Below are 15,944 nucleotides of genomic sequence, written 5' to 3'. Positions count from 1 at the left end.
GCGGACGGATGGTGCCAAGGTTGTGTGGGAGCTCAGGCCCGGGCGGCGATGGCCGCGGCCCCGGCCGCTGTGAACTCCGCGATGCGTTCACGCGGGGTGGCGTCGCTGACGAGCGCCTCCCCCACGAGGATGGCGTTGGCGCCGTGCGCCGCGTAGTGCGCGACGTCGTCGGCGTTCCGAACGCCCGACTCCGCCACCACTACGGCGCTGGCCGGAATGCTGCCGGCGAGTGAGGCGAAAAGGGAGCGGTCGACGTCGAGCGTCTTGAGGTTCCGCACATTGACGCCGATGATCCGGGCGTCGGCGGCCACGGCGCGCTCGACTTCCTCCGGCGTGTGCGTTTCCACCAGCACGTTCATGCCAAGCTCACGGCTCAGGGCGCTGAATTCACGCAGCTGCTGGTCGGACAGGGCCGCCACGATCAGGAGGATGAGGTCCGCGCCGTGGGCGCGGGCTTCCCAGATCTGGTACTCGTCCAGCGTGAAGTCCTTGCGCAGCAGCGGGACGTCCACCCGGGCGCGGACGGCATCCAGGTCAGCCAGCGAACCGTTGAAACGGCGCTGCTCGGTGAGCACGCTGATCACCGCGGCTCCGCCGTCGGCGTACTGCACGGCCAGCGACGCGGGGTCCGCGATGCTGGCGAGATCGCCCTTGGACGGGCTGCGGCGCTTGATCTCGGCGATGACCTTGAGCTCGCCGCGGTCCGCGGACGTCCCGCCGAGGGCGGCCCAGGCGTCTCGGGCAGGAGCCGCTGCCAGGGCGCGGCCCTTCAGTTCCGCGAGGGACACGAGGCGCTTCCGGTCCTCCATGTCCTCCCTGACACCGGCGTTGATGTCGTCGAGAACCGTCACGGTTAGTGGCCGGTGTTCTTGATCTTGCTGCCGCCCACGCCGTAGCCGGCCTTGCGCATGATGAAGCCGGCCAGCAGGCCGACGAACATGACGGCGATGCCGGCCCAGAAGATCGGGCTGTTGGCTATGACGAAGGCAATGGAGGCGACTAGGGCGCCGATGAGCATGACGATCACGCAGGTCCAGGCGGCCGGGCTGTTGCCGTGGCCCAGGTCAATGCTGTGGTCGATGCCGTGGTGCTCCTTGGGGGCGGCGGGCTTTGTACCGGAAACAGTGGCTTTGCTCATGTGAATCTCCTCAGGATCAATACTGCTTACATTCTGCCATTTTTTGCCGCCGCCTTCGGCATCGCGGCCGGGCGCACGGCTGCGTGACCCGCCGGCTCAGGTGGGGTCGTCACCCCGGGAGAGCCTGTCCCAGCTGTCGATCTCGTCCACCGGGCCGCTCTGGTCGGCTGCGGGACCCGCCGCGGCGGCATCGTACTTGGTGCGGGACTTCCAGTACCGTCCAGCCGGAACCACCAGCAGGCCGCAGACGGCGAGCAGGGAACCTGCGACAACGGCCAGCACCGGGAAGGCGCTGACGCTCACGTCCGCGGTGCCTCCTGAAACCCCAGTTGCGGCGGCGATGGATCCTTGGGCGGCGGACAGCGGATCAGCGAGGACGGTGGCTGCCGCGGCGATGATGCCGGCAGCCGCCAACACGATGATGGCCGTGATGACCCAGCGAGCGATCTTCCCGGCGATGGAGGCCGCGAGGCCGCCAGCCAGCGCCACGAGGGCCAGGGCGGTGACCGTGGTGGCGGCTTTGCTGCCCTGGACCTGGAGGCCGCCTTCGTTTCCGGCGGCCTGGCCCAGCTGCTGGGGGTCGAGGTGGACCGTCAGCCAGGTCTGCGTCGTGGTGCCGAAGACTGCCAGCGCCAGGGCCGCGATCAGCAGCACCACCGTGGACTTGCGGGCCCAGCCCGGGACCGTGCTACGCGTTTTGCCCGGCACGGCGGATCCTGCGGGAACCGCCATCAGGAGTTTGCCTCAGTGACTGAACCGGGGCTGCTGGCTGAGCGGGGACTGCTGACTGAGTCCGGCGTGATGTTGTGCAGCGAGCCGGCCGTGTGGACAGCCCGCAGCGGGGCCGCCGCCTTGTTGACGGTTTCCTGCGCCTCGGCCGGGTTGCTCGAGTCCGCCACGATGCCGCCGCCCGCCTGGACGTAGGCACGTCCTTCGCGCAGCAAAGCGGAGCGGATAGCGATGGCCATGTCCATGTCGCCGGCGAAGTCCAGATAACCCACCACTCCCCCGTAGATGCCGCGCCGGTGGGGCTCGAGTTCATCCAGGAGCCGCAGGGCGCGGGGCTTCGGGGCGCCGGAAAGCGTTCCGGCCGGAAAGGTGGCCTTCAGGACGTCATAGGCCTTCGCCGTCGGAGCCAGGCGACCGACGACGGTGGAGACCAGGTGCATGATGTGGCTAAAACGCTCCACCTCCATGAACTGGGTGACGTCCACGGAACCGGCTACGCACACCTTCGACAGGTCGTTCCGGGACAGGTCCACCAGCATGAGGTGCTCCGCCCGTTCCTTCTGGTCCGCGAGGAGCTCCTCAGCCATCGCCTTGTCCGCGTCCACGGTCTTGCCGCGCGGCCGGGACCCGGCAATCGGGTGGGTGATGACGTCCTCGCCGGTGACGGTCACCAGCGCCTCCGGCGACGAGCCGACGATCGAATACTGGCGGCCGGCGGCGTCCTCGAGGCTGAAGATGTACATGTACGGGCTGGGGTTGGTGTTGCGCAGCACCCGGTAGACGTCCAGCGGCGACGCCCCGCATTCCATCTCGAAGCGGCGGGAGATGACCACCTGGAAGACTTCGCCGTCCACGATCGCTTCCTTGCCGCGGTCGAGGGCGGCGAGGTACTCGGGCTCGTGCCAGCGTTCCTGGACGCTGGCGGCAAAATCGAGGGCCGCAGGCTCCAGCACGGACACCGGCTGGAGCACCGGGGTGCTGATGCGTGCCAGCAGTTCCTTCACCCGGGCGACGGCGTCATGCCAGGCCTCGTCGACGCGCTCGGAGCTGTTGTCGAAGTTGATGGCGTTGGCGATCAGCAGCACAGTGCCGTCCATGTTGTCGTGGACGGCCATGTCGGTGACGAGGTTCAGGGCCAGCTCCGGAAGCTGCAGGTCGTCCTCGGGCGGACTGGTCAGCTTTTCCCAGTGGCGGACCGTCTCCCAGCCCAGGAAGCCCACCAGCCCGGAGGTGAACGGCGGGAGCCCGTCGAACCGGTCAGTGCGCAGCGCCTCGATGGTGTCGCGGATGGCATCAACAGGGTTTCCGTCCACGGGCACCCCGGCCGGCGGCTCCCCCAGCCAGTGCGCCTGTCCGTCCTTGGTGGTGAGCGTGGCCCGGGACCGGGAACCAATGAAGGAGTAGCGGGACCAGGCACCGCCGACAGCCGCCGACTCCATGAGGAACGTGCCCGGCTGGCCCTGCGCCAGTTTCCGGTACAGCCCGATCGGCGTTTCGGCATCCGCCAGCACCTTCAGCCGGACAGGGATGACGCGGCTGTGGGCGGCGAGTTCCCGGAATTCTTCGAGGCCAGGGCTGATGATTCCGAGGTCCTGCATCGCTATTGGTTCTCCGTCTGTTCTTGGATAGTGCCTAGTGGGTGGAGGCGCCTGTTGGGTGGAAGAGGCCTGTCGGGGGGAATAGCGTAGGCCGCTAGCTGGCCGGACCTGCCACAACGTCGACGGCCCGGCCGTCAAAGCAGGTGCGTGTACCGGTGTGGCATGCTGCGCCCACCTGGTCCACCCGCACGAGGAGGGCATCGCCGTCGCAGTCCAGGGCCACCGACTTGACCCACTGCACGTGGCCGGAAGTGTCACCCTTGCGCCAATACTCCTGCCGGGAGCGCGAGTAGAATGTCACGCGGCCGGTGGTCATCGTCCGGTTCAGGGCCTCGTCGTCCATCCAGCCCAGCATGAGGACCTCATTGGTGTCGAACTGCTGCACGATGGCAGCCACAAGTCCGGCGCCGTCGCGCTTCAGCGCCGAGGCAATCCCGGCCGGAAGGGGGCTTCCGGGCAGGAGGCTTTCGCGGGCGTCGGACGAAGGGGCACCGGCCGTTGGGGCGGGGGCGGGGCTGGGGGCGGGCTGCTCAGACATCACGTCAAGTCTAGTGCCCCCGCCGGGACGCTGGCACGAGGGATGCCTGTCACACTGCCGCCCTGTGAACAAGGGCACAAATTCACCTATATCAACAGACTGCGCAACTCTCACGGGGACGTGCTAGTTTTCCAAGTGATGCATTTCGTCGATCCGTCCCGAGAAGTTCTGGCCGAGACCCTGCTGGCGGCCGGTCCTGACTCCCCCACGCTCTGCAAGGGCTGGCAAACCAGGGACCTCGCAGCTCACCTGTACCTGCGGGAGCGGAAAGCCGCCGTCGGGCTCGGACTGATCATCAAGCGCCTGTCCAAGGCCTCAGACAAGGCAACCGCCCGCCTGGCCGGAAAGCTCCGGACCGCCGACGAGTATGCCAAGCTCGTGAACTCCTTCCGCGCCGGACCGCCCGCGCTCTCGCCCATGAAGATCAAGGCGCTGGATGAGAGCTCCAACCTGATCGAATACTTCGTCCACACGGAGGACATCCGGCGCGCCGTTGACCGCTGGGCCCCCCGCGCCCTCGACGCGGAATACTCGGACGCCCTGTGGGATGAGCTCGTCAAGCGGGCAGCCATCCTCTACCGCGGCGTGGACCTCGGCATCGTCCTGGTCAGCCCCTCGGGCCCCAGGCACGTCGCCAAGCGCGCACCAGTGTCCGTGGCTATCGTGGGGGAACCGGGTGAGCTGCTGATGCACGCCCACGGCCGCACCCGCCATGCGCTGGTCACCTTCGAGGGCCAGCCGGACGCCGTCGCGCTCCTCCAGTCAGCCGAAGTCGGGCTTTAACGTCACCGCAGATTGAGCTTGCCGAAATCTGGTTTCGACAAGCTCAACCAGCGGCGGTTTTCGACAAGCTCAACCAGCGGCGGTTTCCGACAAGCTCAACCAGCGGCGGTTTCCGACAAGCTCAACCAGCGGCGGTTTCCGACAAGCTCAACCAGCCGCGGTTTCCGACAAGCTCAACCAGCCGCGGTTTCCGACAAGCTCAACCAGCCGCGGTTTCCGACAAGCTCAACCAGCGGCGATTAGCGGACCTCGAAGCCGGCGTCGCGAATTGCGGTCTTGACCTGGGACATCATGTCGTCCGGGCCCCAGTGGAAGATGGAGGCGGCCAGGACGGCATCCGCTCCGGCCTGGACAGCGGGCGGGAAGTGCGCGGGTTCCCCGGCGCCGCCGGAGGCGATGATCGGAACCTTGACTGCGGACCGGACCAGCCGGATGAGCTCGAGGTCGAAGCCGTCCTTGGTGCCGTCGGCGTCGATCGAGTTCAGCAGGATCTCACCAACCCCGCGGTCCGCCGCTTCCTTGGCCCAGGCAATGGCGTCGATTCCGGTGCCCTGCCGGCCACCGTGGGTGGTCACTTCAAAGCCCGACGGCGTGGGCTGGGATCCGGGGCGGACGCGCCGGGCATCCACGGACAGCACCAGCACCTGGGAACCAAAGTGCCGGGTTATTTCGTCGATGACGTCGGGGCGGGCCACGGCGGCGGTGTTGATGGAAGCCTTGTCGGCGCCGAAGCGCAGCAGCTTGTCCACCTCGGCGACGCCGCGGACGCCGCCGCCGACGGTGAGCGGGATGAACACTTCCTCGGCGGTGCGGCGGACGACGTCGAACGTCGTCTCCCGGTTGCCGGAGGACGCTGTCACGTCCAGGAAGGTAAGTTCGTCAGCACCGGCGTTGTCGTAGCGGTGCGCCAGTTCCACGGGGTCCCCGGCGTCGCGAAGGCCTTCGAAATTGATGCCCTTGACCACGCGGCCGGCATCAACGTCCAGGCAGGGGATAACGCGGACGGCTACAGCCATGACTTCTCCTGTTGTACTGCTGCGGTGTGCTGTCTGGGGGAAACCGGGTCAGATCCGGCAGGCGTGGATGCTGCTGACCAGGATGGCGCGGGCGCCGAGGTCGTATAGCTCGTCCATGATCCGGTTGGTTTCCTTTTTGGGCACCATGGAGCGGACGGCCACCCACTCGGAATCGCGCAGCGGCGAGACGGTGGGTGATTCCAGGCCGGGTGTGAGGCCGGCGGCCTGCTCCACGAGCTCCTTGCGGATGTCGTAGTCCATGAGCACGTACTGCCGCGCCACCAGCACACCCTGCAGGCGGCGGATCAGGACCTCGATCTCCTTGGCCGTGCCGTTGGCGGCCCCGCCGTCGCCGGTGCGGCGGATGAGGACGGCCTCGGATTTCAGGATCGGATCCCCGAAGATTTCCATGCCGGCGGCCTTGAGGGTGTTGCCCGTTTCCACGACGTCGGCGATGGCATCCGCGACGCCGAGACGCACGGAGGATTCCACCGCGCCGTCCAGCCGGACCACCTTCGCCTTGATGCCGCGCTCCGCCAGGTAATCGCGCAGGAGCCCGTCGTAGCTAGTGGCAAGGCGCTTGCCTTCGAGTTCATCTACCGTGCGAAAGTCACCGATCGGCCCGGCGAAGCGGAACGTCGAGGCGGCGAAGCCGAGCGGAAGCAGTTCCTCAGCCTCCACCTGCGCGTCCAGCAGGAGGTCGCGGCCGGTGATCCCGACGTCGAGCGTTCCCTGCCCGACGTAGACGGCGATGTCCCGGGGGCGGAGGAAGAAGAACTCGATGTCGTTGTCGGGGTCCACCATGACCAGCTCGCGCGTATCGCGGCGCTGGCGGTAGCCCGCCTCGGACAGCATCGCGGACGCGGCTTCGGACAGGGATCCCTTGTTGGGTACGGCTACACGCAGCATTATGAGGTCTTTCTGGTCTGGAAGTTTGTGTCAGGCAAGCGGGGCCACGCAGAGGCGGCTAGAGATGCTTGTAGACGTCTTCCAGGCCGAGTCCTTTGGCGAGCATCAGGACCTGCAGGTGGTACAGGAGCTGCGAGATCTCCTCGGCGGCGGCTTCGTCGGATTCGTACTCGGCGGCCATCCAGACTTCGGCCGCTTCCTCCACGACTTTCTTGCCGATGCCGTGGATTCCCGACTCCAGTTCAGCGACGGTGCGGGAGCCCTCGGGGCGGGTCGCTGCCTTCTCGCTCAGTTCTGCGAACAGCGTCTCGAAATTCTTCACGCACTCCAGCCTACTTGCTCGGGGCCGGGGCCCGCCTGTCGGGCAGTTCCATGACGGCGGGGATGTGAGCGATTACACACGCCGTGTGCTTGCGCCCGCATCCCCGCAGCGCCCCGAAACTGGGAAAATATTCTTTAGTACTGCTTGGGCACTTAGTAGTTCTTGAGCAACAGTGCCGTGGACAGTGCGGCCGTGACGGCCTCGTGCCCCTTGTCCTCGGAGGATCCGGGCAGTCCTGCCCGGTCCAGCCCCTGTTCTTCGGTGTCGCAGGTGAGCACCCCGAACCCGACCGGCACGCCGGTGCTGACGCTCACGTCGGTGAGTCCCGACGTCGCGGCCTGGCAGACGTAGTCAAAGTGCGGCGTACCGCCGCGGATGACGACGCCGAGGGCGACGACGGCGTCAAAGTGCGGTGCCAGCCGCGCGGCAGCGACCGGAAGCTCAAAGCTGCCCGGTACGCGCAGCACCGTCGGCTCGTTGATGCCGGCGTCCTTGGCAGCCCGCAGGGCGCCGTCCAGGAGGCCGTCCATGATCTGCGTGTGCCAGCTTGCCGCCACGATCGCCAGCTTCAACTGCGAGGTTTCAGCCGGGTCCAGGGTGGTGAGGTCAATCTGGGGTGCGCCGTGTCCGCTCATAAGGTCTTCGTGATCCGTTCAGTCTTGTTCGAGGTCAAAAATGTCAGTGCCGGTGCGGGGCAGGCCCGCGGTCTCGGTATCGAGGGTCAGCAGGTGGTCCATGCGGTCCTTTTTGGTCTGCAGGTACCGGAGGTTCTGTTCGCGGGACGGCACCTCGGTGGGCACCATCTCGACGACCTTGACGCCGGCCGTGGCCAGGCGGTTCTGCTTGTCCGGGTTGTTGCTCAGCAGCCGGATCTCGTGCAGGCCCATCTCGGCCAGGATCTGCGCCGCAGCCTTGTAGCAGCGGGCATCCACGGGCAGTCCCAGCTGTTCGTTGGCCTCAACGGTGTCGAACCCGGCCTCCTGCAGGGCGTAGGCCTTGATCTTGTTGGCCAGCCCGATGCCTCGGCCTTCCTGGCCGCGCAGGTACAGCAGCGTGCCGCCGTTCTCGGCGATCAGTTCCAGGGCGTAGGCGAGCTGCTCGCCGCAGTCGCAGCGGTAGGAGCCAAAAACATCGCCCGTGAGGCATTCCGAATGCAGGCGCACGAGGGGCGCCTTCCCGTCCTTGGGCGGATTCGGGGAACTGACGGCGAGGTGTTCGGCGCCGGTCACCAGGTCGGTCCAGGCCTGCGACACGAAACTACCGAACGCCGTAGGCAGCTGCACCACGGGTCCTTTGCTCACCGGATGCGGGGACCGGCCGTTGCTGCTCGGTTCCGCTGCTTGAGATGCCGTCATCGTGTTTCCCCTTCTCCGGCCGGACCGACTTCCAAACTGCTCTCCTGTGAAGCTACACGGTGGCCGGCTCCCAGATAGGCAACCAGGTCCTCGATCGAGATCAAGGGGCAGCCGTGCTCGGCAGCGAAAACCCGGAGGCCGTCCAGCCGCATCATCTCACCGTCGTCGTACACCACCTCGGCGATCACGCCCACCGGCTCCAGTCCGGCGAGCCGGCAGAGGTCGACGGCCGCTTCGGTGTGGCCGGGGCGTTCACGCACTCCCCCATTAACGGCCCGCAGCGGGAAAATATGCCCGGGACGGGTCAGGGTGGCGGGCCCGCTCTGCGGATCGGCGATGACGCGGGCGGTGAGTGCCCGGTCGGTGGCCGAGATGCCCGTGCTTACGCCGGTGGCGGCGTCGCAGGACACGGTGTAGGCCGTGCCCTTCGAATCCTGGTTGACCTCCACCATGGGCGGCAGTTCCAGCGCGTCGGCCCGGGCACCGTCCAGCGGCACGCAGATGACGCCGGAGCTGTACCGGATGGTCCAGCCCATGAGCGCCGGGGTGGCGTGCTGGGCGGCGAAGATGATGTCGCCTTCGTTTTCCCGGTCCTCGTTGTCCACCACGAGGACCGGCTGGCCGGCCGCCAGGGCGCGGACGGCGTCCTCGATCGGGTCCAGGGCCAGGGCGCCGGAAGCCACGGCGCCGGTAACCGTCGCGTCGAGCTTTGCCGTGCCGTTCATCGCTGGACCTCGCCTTCCGTAACTGCAGTGCCTTCCATGCCGTACTCCGTGCCTTCCGTGCCTTCCGTGCGGAAAGCAAGCAGCCGCTCGGTGTACTTGGCCAGCACGTCCACCTCAAGGTTCACCCTGCTGCCGGCAGGCTTGGCGCCAAGGCCGGTGTCGGCCAGGGTGGTGGGGATGAGCCCCACCTCGAACCACGGCGCCGTCTCTGCTGCCGGGCTGACCTCGGTGACGGTGAGGGAGACGCCGTCGATGGCGATGGACCCCTTTTCCGCGATGTAGCGGGCAAGCCGCTGGGGCACTCCGAACCGGAGCCGTTCCCAGTTTCCCTGCGGCTCGCGTTCGAGCAGTTCGCCGACGCCGTCCACGTGCCCCTGGACCACGTGGCCGTCAAGGCGCCCACCGGCCGGGACGCAGCGTTCCAGGTTGACGGGGTCGCCCGCCGCAAGCTCGCCGATGGTGCTGCGGATGAGGGTCTCGCCCATGACGTCGACGCTGAAGTCCTTCCCGTCGATGGCCGTGGCGGTGAGGCAGACGCCGTTGACTGCGATGGAGCCGCCCAGCGGCAGCCCGTCAGCGGTTCCGGGGGCGTGCAGGCGCAGCGTTGCGCTCGAGTCCCCGTTCCGGTCCACGGACAGGACCTCTCCCTGTTCGGCGATAATTCCGGTGAACATCAGTAGCCTCCCATGGCTGTGTCCGCTGCTGCGCGGACAGGTAGTGAATCGGTTGACGTTGAGTGTGTTGATGTTGACTGTGTTGATACTGACTGTGCCGCTGCGGCTGCCTCCGGACGCAGGTGCAGGCGAAGGTCCCTGCCCAGGAACTGGACCGCGCCGCCGGACGCGGCATCCCATTCCCAGCGCTGCGCCTCCGCCAGCGTTCCAATGCCGAGGCCGTTAAGTGCCGGCGTACCGGAGCCCAGCAGCGTAGGGGCCAGGTAGACGATGAGTTCATCCACGAGCCCTTCGGCCAGGAAGGCGCTGAGGATCCTCGATCCGCCCTCCACCATGACGTGCCTGATGCCCGCGGCGAACAGCATGGCCAGCGCCTCGCGCGGGTCCCGCGTCGGAAGGTGCAGGACCTTGCCGTCGTCGCCGCGCACGGCGGCGTCTTCCGGCACGTCGCGAAGTCCCATGACGGCGCGCAGCGGCTGCTTTCCGGTGGCGTCGCCGTTGGCGTCGCGGGCGGTCAGGCGGGGGTTGTCCACCAGCACGGTCTGCGTTCCAACCAGGATCGCGTCGATCCTGCTCCGGATGGCGTGGTTGTCCGCCAGCGACTCCGGGCTGGAAATCCACTGGCTGGTGCCGTCCTCGGCCGCGATCCGGCTGTCCATGGTTTGGGCGATGTGCAGGGTAACGAAGGGGCGCTTTGCGTCCACGGCCTGGAACCAGCGCCGGTTCAACTCCAGCGCACGCTCGGCGGCCAGTCCGCTGCGCACGCCGACTCCCGCCGCCCGCAGGGTGGCGGCCCCGCCGGCGGCGGGGTCATGAGGGTCGTCGATGGCGTACACGACGTTCGCTATCCCGGCGTCGATAATGGCCTGGGCACACGGCCCCGTACGGCCCACGTGGTTGCACGGCTCCAGGGTGACCACCATGGTGGACCCGTGAAGGTCGACGCCGGTGCTGATCGCCGTCGCTATCGCGTCGGCTTCGGCGTGCGCGGTGCCGGCACCACGGTGGTATCCCGTGGCCAGCTGGCTTCCGTCAGGTCCGACGACGACGGCGCCCACCAGCGGATTGGCGCCCCGGGGGCCCTGCAGGGCGGCTTCCAGGGCTGTGTCCATGGCGGCTGTTTCAGCGGCGGTGAAGGCCGGTACCGGCTTATGGGCAGCAGTCACTTGGACACCGCCGGGTCCGGGAAGGCGGTCTCAATCTTGACGGCCGAGGGGTCCGTCTTGGCCTGGGCCCGGGACGCCCGCCACCAGACGATGAAGCCGGCCAGGGTAAAGAAGCCGTAGAAAAGGTACATGAAGGCACTGGCGAAGTATCCGGCGCTGAAGAGCAGCGGAACGCCCACCACGTCCACGGCAACCCAGATCAGCCAGAACTCGGTCCAGCCGCGGGCCATGCCGTAGGTGGCCAGGAGCGAGCCCATAAAGGTCCAGGCGTCAGCCCACACCGGCGGGTAGGAGCCCAGGGAGTCGAAGAGCGGGGTGAGGGCAGCAGTGCCGGCCACCAGCGCGAGCCCCAGCGCCACCCGGGTCCTGGCACTTGCCCAGGCGGGCGCAATCGCCGTCGAGGATCCTGCCGCCCGGCGGCTCTGCTGCCAGCGCTGCCAGCCGTAGACGGCCACGATGATGAACATGGCCTGCCGCCCGGCCTGACCCCAGAGCGTGGCCGGCGTGGCGGAGCCGAAGACGTTGCCCAGAAAGACCGTCAGCAGAAGAAGGTTGCCGGCGATGCCCACCGGCCAGGCCCAGACCTTGCGCCGCATGCCGCCGAGGGCACTGGCCAGGCCAAAGATGTTTCCCAGCACTTCGCGGAGAATGAGCACTGATCCGCCCACGGGGATCTGTGCCTCGAAGAGCCAACGCAGGATGTCCATGCGTGCGTGTCGTTCCTTCCCTCAAGAGCCGAGAATGCTCCGGGGGTATACGACAGCGAAACGCAGCGGCGTTGTGGAACGCCACAAGTACAGCTGTACGTGCTTCTCTCATCCAGACTTTAACTGTCGGTACCGGAATTTCACCGGTTCAACCGTCTGCCGGGCTTCCGTAAGGAAACACCGGCTCGCGGGTCGCGGACTGTCACCGCCGGTTCGGACTTACACCGACCCCGGAGCACGTATTGTGTGTTGCTATTCTGACACAACTTGGCGGGTGCCCAGGCTATTCCCGCTGCAAACCGTCACGATGGCCGTCATGGAGGCCGGTTGCCGCCTCCATGACGGGCCCTTGGGGACCAAATGCTAGAGGCTGCCCGCCTTGCGCAGCCGGTCGATGGCGCCGGATGGATCCGCGGCGCCATACACTGCGGACCCGGCGACGAAGACGTTCGCTCCGGCTTCCGCGGCCCGGACAATGGTTTCCTCGGTAATTCCGCCGTCAACCTGGATGGCAACGTTCACGCCGGATCCCTCGATGGCGGCGCGGGCACGGCGGATCTTGGGCAGCGTGAGGTCGAGGAACGCCTGGCCGCCAAAGCCGGGCTCCACGGTCATGATCAGCAGCATGTCCAGCTCCGAAAGCATGTCCAGGTAGGGCTCCAGCGCAGTGGCGGGACGCAGCGCCATCCCGGCCTTCGAACCCCGCGCGCGCAACTCGCGGGCCAACTTCACCGGCGCGATGGACGCTTCGGCGTGGAACGTCACGGAAGCAACGCCGGCGTCCGCGTAACCGGGCGCCCAGCGGTCGGCGTCCGAAATCATGAGGTGCGCGTCCAGCGGAACCGGGCTGACCGCCTGGATCCGCTGGACCACGGGGAGTCCCAGGGTGAGGTTGGGGACAAAGTGGTTGTCCATTACATCCACATGCACGGAATCAGCGTTGCTGATTTTCTGCAGCTCGGCTTCGAGGTTCACGAAGTCGGCGGAGAGGATGCTGGGGTTGATGCAGCACTGCGTCATGCTGGGTCCTTTCGCGGGACGGTGGTCCGGGGTTTGGGATCAGTCGGTGGGAAGTCAGCGCCTGCGGCGGAACTCAGCGCTTGCGGCGGATGAGAGCGAGGAACATCGCGTCCGTGCTGTGGACGTGCGGCCACAGCTGGGCGGTCTTCTCATGCCCCGCGCCCAGGCCGCCGCGCAGGCTGACGGCATCCAGCACGCTGCCGGCGTCCAAGAGTTCCAGGTCCTCGCGTTTCCGCAGGGCGTCGCTGACCACCGCGGTGGTTTCGGCCGGGTGCGGCGAGCAGGTCACGTAGGCCACCACGCCGCCGGGCCGTACGGCCGCCAGCGCTGAGTTCAGCAGTTCGCGCTGCAGCGGCCCCAGATCGGCCAGGTCCTTCGGCGTGCGGCGCCAGCGGGATTCGGGCCGGCGGCGCAAGGCTCCAAGTCCGCTGCAGGGCACGTCCACCAGCACACGGTCAAAGGCGGCAGGCTGTTCCGACCCGACCTCGCGGCCGTCGCCGGTCCTGACCGTCCAGACGTCCGGCGGAACAGCGGACAGCGCCTGTCTGACCAGTTTGGCCCGGTGCGGGGCGGGCTCGTTGGCCACAAGCGTAGCTCCGCGTTCGTTCGCCAGCGCGCCCAGCAGGGCTGCCTTGCCGCCCGGTCCGGCGCAAAGATCGAGCCAGGCCTCCCCTGCGGCACTTTCCCCTTCTACCGCGTTTCCGCCGTGCGCTGCACCTTCGCCAGCCCCTGTCTCGAGGCTGGCAGCCGCCAGGGCCCTGGCCACCAGCTGGGAGCCGACGTCCTGCACGCGTGTGGTGCCTGACCGGACGGATTCCAGCCGGCCGAGGTCACCGCCGCTGGAAAGGGCGGATCCTTCCACCAGTTCGCCGGGGACGGCACCGTTTTCCAGGGCCTCGTCCAGGCTTCCCAGCCCGGGAAGCGCCACCAGGTTGACCACGGGGGCCGCGTTGTCGGCTTCCAGGAGGTCATTGATCTCGCCGACCGGGCGGCCGTGGGCCACCAGCGACTGCCGCAGGGCGCGGACAATCCACTCGGGGTGGGCGTACCGGACGGAGGCAACCTTGGTCTCGTCCTGCTCGCCGGCAACCAGCTCGTCCAGCCACTCGTCCAGGCTGCGGGCCGCTACCTTCCGGAGCACGGCATTGATCAGGGCGGAGGGACCGGCGCCGATGACCGCACGGGCCAGGCCGACGGTCTGGTCCAGGGCCGCGTGGGCGGGTACGCGCATTGCCACCAGCTGGTGGACCCCGATGCGCAAGGCATCCAGGACAGCCGGATCCAGCTTGTCCAGGGCCCTGTCCACGCAGCGGCCGAGGATGGCGTCGTACGTGCCCTGGTTACGGAGCGCACCGTAGCTCAGTTCCGTGGCGAATCCGGCGTCGCGGCGGTCCAGGCCGTGCTGCCGGATGCGCCCCGGCAGCACGAGGTTGGCATAGGCGTCCTCGGCCGCGACCGCACGCAGCACTTCAAAGGCCACCAGCCTGGCGGGGTCCGCCCTGCGGGTGCGCTGCGACGGGGCGCTCTCGGTGAAGCTGCGCTGCGGGCCTCGGTTTCGCTCCCTGCCCTGCGCATCGCGCCGACTGGCTCCTCCGCCGCCCCGGCGCTGGTCAGAGCCGCCAGACCCTGAGCCGCCTGTACCTGAACCACCGGCGCCCGAACCGCGCTGGCCGCCGCGGCTGGAACGTCCCTGCCCGGATCCGCTTCTGCCGGAGTCACTCATTGAAATACCACGCTTTCGAGGGAGGCCTGGCCGCGCGCCCAGTCGGCTGCGGCCATCATTTTCTTGCCAGCAGGCTGCACCTTGGTGAGTTCGACAGCATGCGAACCCGTGCCCACCAACACGCTCTTGCCGGCCAAAGACAGTTGTCCCGGCTGAACATCCGTGACGTCGGGACGCAGCCGTACCGGCTCAAGCTTCAGCCGCTGGCCATCAAGGGTGGTCCAGGCTCCCGGTTCGGGCGTCACGCCGCGCGCGCGGCGGCCCACGGACAGGGCCGGCTCCGACCACTCAATGCGGCCGTCATCGAGAGTGAGCTTGGGCGCGAGCGTTACTTCGCCCTGCTGGGGACGGGGCGACGCCGCACCGGACCCGACAGCGGACAGGGTCTGGGCGAGCAGGACGGCGCCACTGTGGGACAGCCGTTCAAGCAACGCCCCGGAGGTGTCCTCCGGGCCGACCGCTTCGGTCAGCGTGCCAATGACAGGGCCCGTGTCGAGCCCCTCCTCGAGCTGGAAAGTCACGGCGCCCGTGATGTCATCGCCCGCGATGACGGCCCGCTGCACGGGAGCCGCACCGCGCCAGGCCGGCAGCAGTGAGAAGTGCAGGTTGATCCAGCCGTGCTGCGGAATGTCCAGGGCCGCCCGGGGCACAAGCCCGCCGTAGGCGACGATCGCCGCTACGTCGGGACGGGCTTCGGCGATCCGTTCGGTGACGGCAGCGTCCACCCGGGACGCGTGGATGACGTCGATGCCGAGCTCGGCGGCCCGGGCAGCAACGGGCGACGGCGTGAGTACACGCTTGCGTCCCACCGGCGCGTCCGGCCGGGTCAGCACCGCGACGATCTCGAAGCCGGCGGCCACCAGCGCATCCAGCGAGGGGACCGCGACGGACGGTGTTCCGGCGAAGAGGACCCTCATCCGGCAGCGCCGAAGCTGCCGGTTCCGGACGTTGCCGCGCCGAAGCTGCCGCCGCCGAAACTGGAGCCGACGGTCTTGGCGCGCTTGGCAGTGGTCTGTTCGGTGATGGAGTCGTAGTTGGCGTTGCGGATGGAACGCAGGGCGGCCTTGCGGTCCTCACCTTCGAGCCGGTCAGTGAAGAGGATGCCGTCCAGGTGGTCGGTTTCGTGCTGGAAGCAGCGGGCAAGCATGCCCTCCGCCTCCACCGAGACGGGGTTGCCGTTGATGTCGACGCCGGTCACGCGGGTGCTGCGGTAGCGGCGGACCGGGAAGCCCAGGCCGGGGATGGAGAGGCACCCCTCTACCTCGTCCGCCTGATAATCCTCGCTGTTTTCCAGCACCGGGTTGATGACGTGGCCTTCAACGCCGCCGATCCGGTAGGTGAAGACCCTGAGGCTGACTCCGATCTGTGGCGCGGCAAGGCCTGCACCCTCCACGTCCTCCATCGTTTCGGTCATGTCGGCAACGAGCCTGGCCAGCTCCGGCCCGAAATCCGTGACAGGGTCGGCAACCGTGCGAAGCACGGGATCGCCGATGATACGGATATTCAGAATTGCCATGTGCAGTCATTTCCTCACGGTGAAC

Annotated in this window: 19 protein-coding genes and 1 riboswitch; of the genes, 1 reads left to right on the top strand and 18 read right to left on the bottom strand. The window is 67.9% G+C overall.

The features are described 5' to 3' along the window. Window positions 1–32: 32 nt before the first annotated feature. The 5 genes from trpC to hisI all read right to left on the bottom strand — a co-directional run bounded on the left by trpC (window position 33) and on the right by hisI (window position 4,003). Window positions 33–851 carry an indole-3-glycerol phosphate synthase TrpC gene (gene trpC / locus QFZ33_RS10270; protein ID WP_307027106.1) on the bottom strand — a complete coding sequence of 273 codons (819 nt, stop codon included), beginning with the start codon at window positions 849–851 and terminating at the stop codon, window positions 33–35. A gap of 2 nt (window positions 852–853) precedes the next feature. After that, a complete protein-coding gene (locus QFZ33_RS10265) occupies window positions 854–1,138 on the bottom strand; it encodes an HGxxPAAW family protein (protein WP_214846856.1) in 285 nt (94 codons plus the stop codon). Window positions 1,139–1,234: 96 nt separating this feature from the next. Next, window positions 1,235–1,870 carry a Trp biosynthesis-associated membrane protein gene (locus QFZ33_RS10260; RefSeq protein WP_307027104.1) on the bottom strand — a complete coding sequence of 212 codons (636 nt, stop codon included), beginning with the start codon at window positions 1,868–1,870 and terminating at the stop codon, window positions 1,235–1,237. Then, window positions 1,870–3,465, bottom strand: a complete 1,596-nt coding sequence (locus QFZ33_RS10255) for an anthranilate synthase component I (RefSeq protein WP_307027102.1) — start codon at window positions 3,463–3,465, stop codon at window positions 1,870–1,872. Before QFZ33_RS10255 ends, QFZ33_RS10260 begins: the two co-directional genes overlap by 1 nt. A 94-nt stretch (window positions 3,466–3,559) precedes the next feature. Then, window positions 3,560–4,003, bottom strand: coding sequence for a phosphoribosyl-AMP cyclohydrolase (hisI, locus tag QFZ33_RS10250; protein WP_307027101.1), 444 nt, complete (start codon window positions 4,001–4,003; stop codon window positions 3,560–3,562). Between the two features lie 138 nt (window positions 4,004–4,141). Here hisI and QFZ33_RS10245 point away from each other — a divergent pair, with 138 nt between their 5' ends. Beyond that, window positions 4,142–4,786, top strand: a complete 645-nt coding sequence (locus tag QFZ33_RS10245) for a TIGR03085 family metal-binding protein (RefSeq protein ID WP_307031762.1) — start codon at window positions 4,142–4,144, stop codon at window positions 4,784–4,786. A 239-nt stretch (window positions 4,787–5,025) separates the two neighbouring features. Here QFZ33_RS10245 and hisF read toward each other — a convergent pair whose 3' ends face one another. The 13 genes from hisF to def form a co-directional block, all read right to left on the bottom strand. Then, the gene (gene hisF / locus QFZ33_RS10240) at window positions 5,026–5,802 is read right to left on the bottom strand and encodes an imidazole glycerol phosphate synthase subunit HisF (protein WP_307027100.1); all 777 of its coding nucleotides are present in this window, start codon (window positions 5,800–5,802) and stop codon (window positions 5,026–5,028) included. Window positions 5,803–5,850: 48 nt separating this feature from the next. Beyond that, window positions 5,851–6,711, bottom strand: a complete 861-nt coding sequence (hisG, locus tag QFZ33_RS10235) for an ATP phosphoribosyltransferase (protein ID WP_214846867.1) — start codon at window positions 6,709–6,711, stop codon at window positions 5,851–5,853. A 58-nt stretch (window positions 6,712–6,769) separates the two neighbouring features. Next, window positions 6,770–7,033 carry a phosphoribosyl-ATP diphosphatase gene (locus QFZ33_RS10230; protein WP_307027097.1) on the bottom strand — a complete coding sequence of 88 codons (264 nt, stop codon included), beginning with the start codon at window positions 7,031–7,033 and terminating at the stop codon, window positions 6,770–6,772. 152 nt (window positions 7,034–7,185) lie between these two features. After that, the gene (gene ribH, locus QFZ33_RS10225; RefSeq protein ID WP_003801528.1) at window positions 7,186–7,668 is read right to left on the bottom strand and encodes a 6,7-dimethyl-8-ribityllumazine synthase; all 483 of its coding nucleotides are present in this window, start codon (window positions 7,666–7,668) and stop codon (window positions 7,186–7,188) included. An 18-nt stretch (window positions 7,669–7,686) separates the two neighbouring features. Then, on the bottom strand, window positions 7,687–8,388 hold the full coding sequence (gene ribA / locus QFZ33_RS10220) for a GTP cyclohydrolase II (protein WP_307027095.1): 702 nt from the start codon (window positions 8,386–8,388) through the stop codon (window positions 7,687–7,689). Further along, complete coding sequence (gene ribB, locus QFZ33_RS10215) at window positions 8,385–9,113, bottom strand: 3,4-dihydroxy-2-butanone-4-phosphate synthase (protein WP_307027093.1); 729 nt, start codon at window positions 9,111–9,113, stop codon at window positions 8,385–8,387. Before ribB ends, ribA begins: the two co-directional genes overlap by 4 nt. Continuing rightward, on the bottom strand, window positions 9,110–9,787 hold the full coding sequence (locus QFZ33_RS10210) for a riboflavin synthase (RefSeq protein ID WP_307027091.1): 678 nt from the start codon (window positions 9,785–9,787) through the stop codon (window positions 9,110–9,112). The genes ribB and QFZ33_RS10210 overlap by 4 nt, the downstream gene beginning before the upstream one ends. Continuing rightward, entirely contained in the window at window positions 9,787–10,899 is a 1,113-nt protein-coding gene (gene ribD, locus QFZ33_RS10205; RefSeq protein WP_307031760.1) for a bifunctional diaminohydroxyphosphoribosylaminopyrimidine deaminase/5-amino-6-(5-phosphoribosylamino)uracil reductase RibD, read from the bottom strand. Before ribD ends, QFZ33_RS10210 begins: the two co-directional genes overlap by 1 nt. Before the next feature lie 50 nt (window positions 10,900–10,949). Next, window positions 10,950–11,660 (bottom strand): nicotinamide riboside transporter PnuC, encoded by a 711-nt coding sequence (gene pnuC, locus QFZ33_RS10200; protein ID WP_307027089.1) that lies wholly within the window; start codon window positions 11,658–11,660, stop codon window positions 10,950–10,952. Between the two features lie 95 nt (window positions 11,661–11,755). Next, window positions 11,756–11,903, bottom strand: a riboswitch (FMN riboswitch). A gap of 120 nt (window positions 11,904–12,023) precedes the next feature. Next, on the bottom strand, window positions 12,024–12,680 hold the full coding sequence (gene rpe, locus QFZ33_RS10195; protein WP_307027088.1) for a ribulose-phosphate 3-epimerase: 657 nt from the start codon (window positions 12,678–12,680) through the stop codon (window positions 12,024–12,026). Between the two features lie 73 nt (window positions 12,681–12,753). After that, on the bottom strand, window positions 12,754–14,403 hold the full coding sequence (locus tag QFZ33_RS10190) for an RsmB/NOP family class I SAM-dependent RNA methyltransferase (protein WP_307027087.1): 1,650 nt from the start codon (window positions 14,401–14,403) through the stop codon (window positions 12,754–12,756). Then, complete coding sequence (gene fmt / locus QFZ33_RS10185) at window positions 14,400–15,320, bottom strand: methionyl-tRNA formyltransferase (protein ID WP_214846887.1); 921 nt, start codon at window positions 15,318–15,320, stop codon at window positions 14,400–14,402. Before fmt ends, QFZ33_RS10190 begins: the two co-directional genes overlap by 4 nt. Continuing rightward, on the bottom strand, window positions 15,317–15,919 hold the full coding sequence (def, locus tag QFZ33_RS10180; protein ID WP_214846890.1) for a peptide deformylase: 603 nt from the start codon (window positions 15,917–15,919) through the stop codon (window positions 15,317–15,319). The genes fmt and def overlap by 4 nt, the downstream gene beginning before the upstream one ends. Window positions 15,920–15,944: the final 25 nt, after the last annotated feature.

This window comes from Arthrobacter globiformis (genome assembly GCF_030815865.1).
In the GTDB taxonomy this organism is placed as follows: domain Bacteria; phylum Actinomycetota; class Actinomycetes; order Actinomycetales; family Micrococcaceae; genus Arthrobacter; species Arthrobacter globiformis_B.
This window is presented reverse-complemented; position numbering and strand designations above follow the sequence as displayed.

Bases quoted from the DNA above. Each gene is read 5' to 3' on its own strand.
- QFZ33_RS10245 (WP_307031762.1), top strand. From the start codon at position 4,142: ATGCATTTCGTCGATCCGTCCCGAGAAGTTCTGGCCGAGACCCTGCTG.
- QFZ33_RS10190 (WP_307027087.1), bottom strand. From the start codon at position 14,403: ATGAGTGACTCCGGCAGAAGCGGATCCGGGCAGGGACGTTCCAGCCGC.
- QFZ33_RS10210 (WP_307027091.1), bottom strand. From the start codon at position 9,787: ATGTTCACCGGAATTATCGCCGAACAGGGAGAGGTCCTGTCCGTGGAC.
- ribA (WP_307027095.1), bottom strand. From the start codon at position 8,388: ATGACGGCATCTCAAGCAGCGGAACCGAGCAGCAACGGCCGGTCCCCG.
- hisI (WP_307027101.1), bottom strand. From the start codon at position 4,003: ATGTCTGAGCAGCCCGCCCCCAGCCCCGCCCCCGCCCCAACGGCCGGT.
- ribH (WP_003801528.1), bottom strand. From the start codon at position 7,668: ATGAGCGGACACGGCGCACCCCAGATTGACCTCACCACCCTGGACCCG.
- rpe (WP_307027088.1), bottom strand. From the start codon at position 12,680: ATGACGCAGTGCTGCATCAACCCCAGCATCCTCTCCGCCGACTTCGTG.
- ribB (WP_307027093.1), bottom strand. From the start codon at position 9,113: ATGAACGGCACGGCAAAGCTCGACGCGACGGTTACCGGCGCCGTGGCT.
- pnuC (WP_307027089.1), bottom strand. From the start codon at position 11,660: ATGGACATCCTGCGTTGGCTCTTCGAGGCACAGATCCCCGTGGGCGGA.
- QFZ33_RS10265 (WP_214846856.1), bottom strand. From the start codon at position 1,138: ATGAGCAAAGCCACTGTTTCCGGTACAAAGCCCGCCGCCCCCAAGGAG.
- QFZ33_RS10260 (WP_307027104.1), bottom strand. From the start codon at position 1,870: ATGGCGGTTCCCGCAGGATCCGCCGTGCCGGGCAAAACGCGTAGCACG.
- hisG (WP_214846867.1), bottom strand. From the start codon at position 6,711: ATGCTGCGTGTAGCCGTACCCAACAAGGGATCCCTGTCCGAAGCCGCG.
- QFZ33_RS10255 (WP_307027102.1), bottom strand. From the start codon at position 3,465: ATGCAGGACCTCGGAATCATCAGCCCTGGCCTCGAAGAATTCCGGGAA.
- ribD (WP_307031760.1), bottom strand. From the start codon at position 10,899: ATGGACACAGCCCTGGAAGCCGCCCTGCAGGGCCCCCGGGGCGCCAAT.
- fmt (WP_214846887.1), bottom strand. From the start codon at position 15,320: ATGAGGGTCCTCTTCGCCGGAACACCGTCCGTCGCGGTCCCCTCGCTG.
- def (WP_214846890.1), bottom strand. From the start codon at position 15,919: ATGGCAATTCTGAATATCCGTATCATCGGCGATCCCGTGCTTCGCACG.
- hisF (WP_307027100.1), bottom strand. From the start codon at position 5,802: ATGGCTGTAGCCGTCCGCGTTATCCCCTGCCTGGACGTTGATGCCGGC.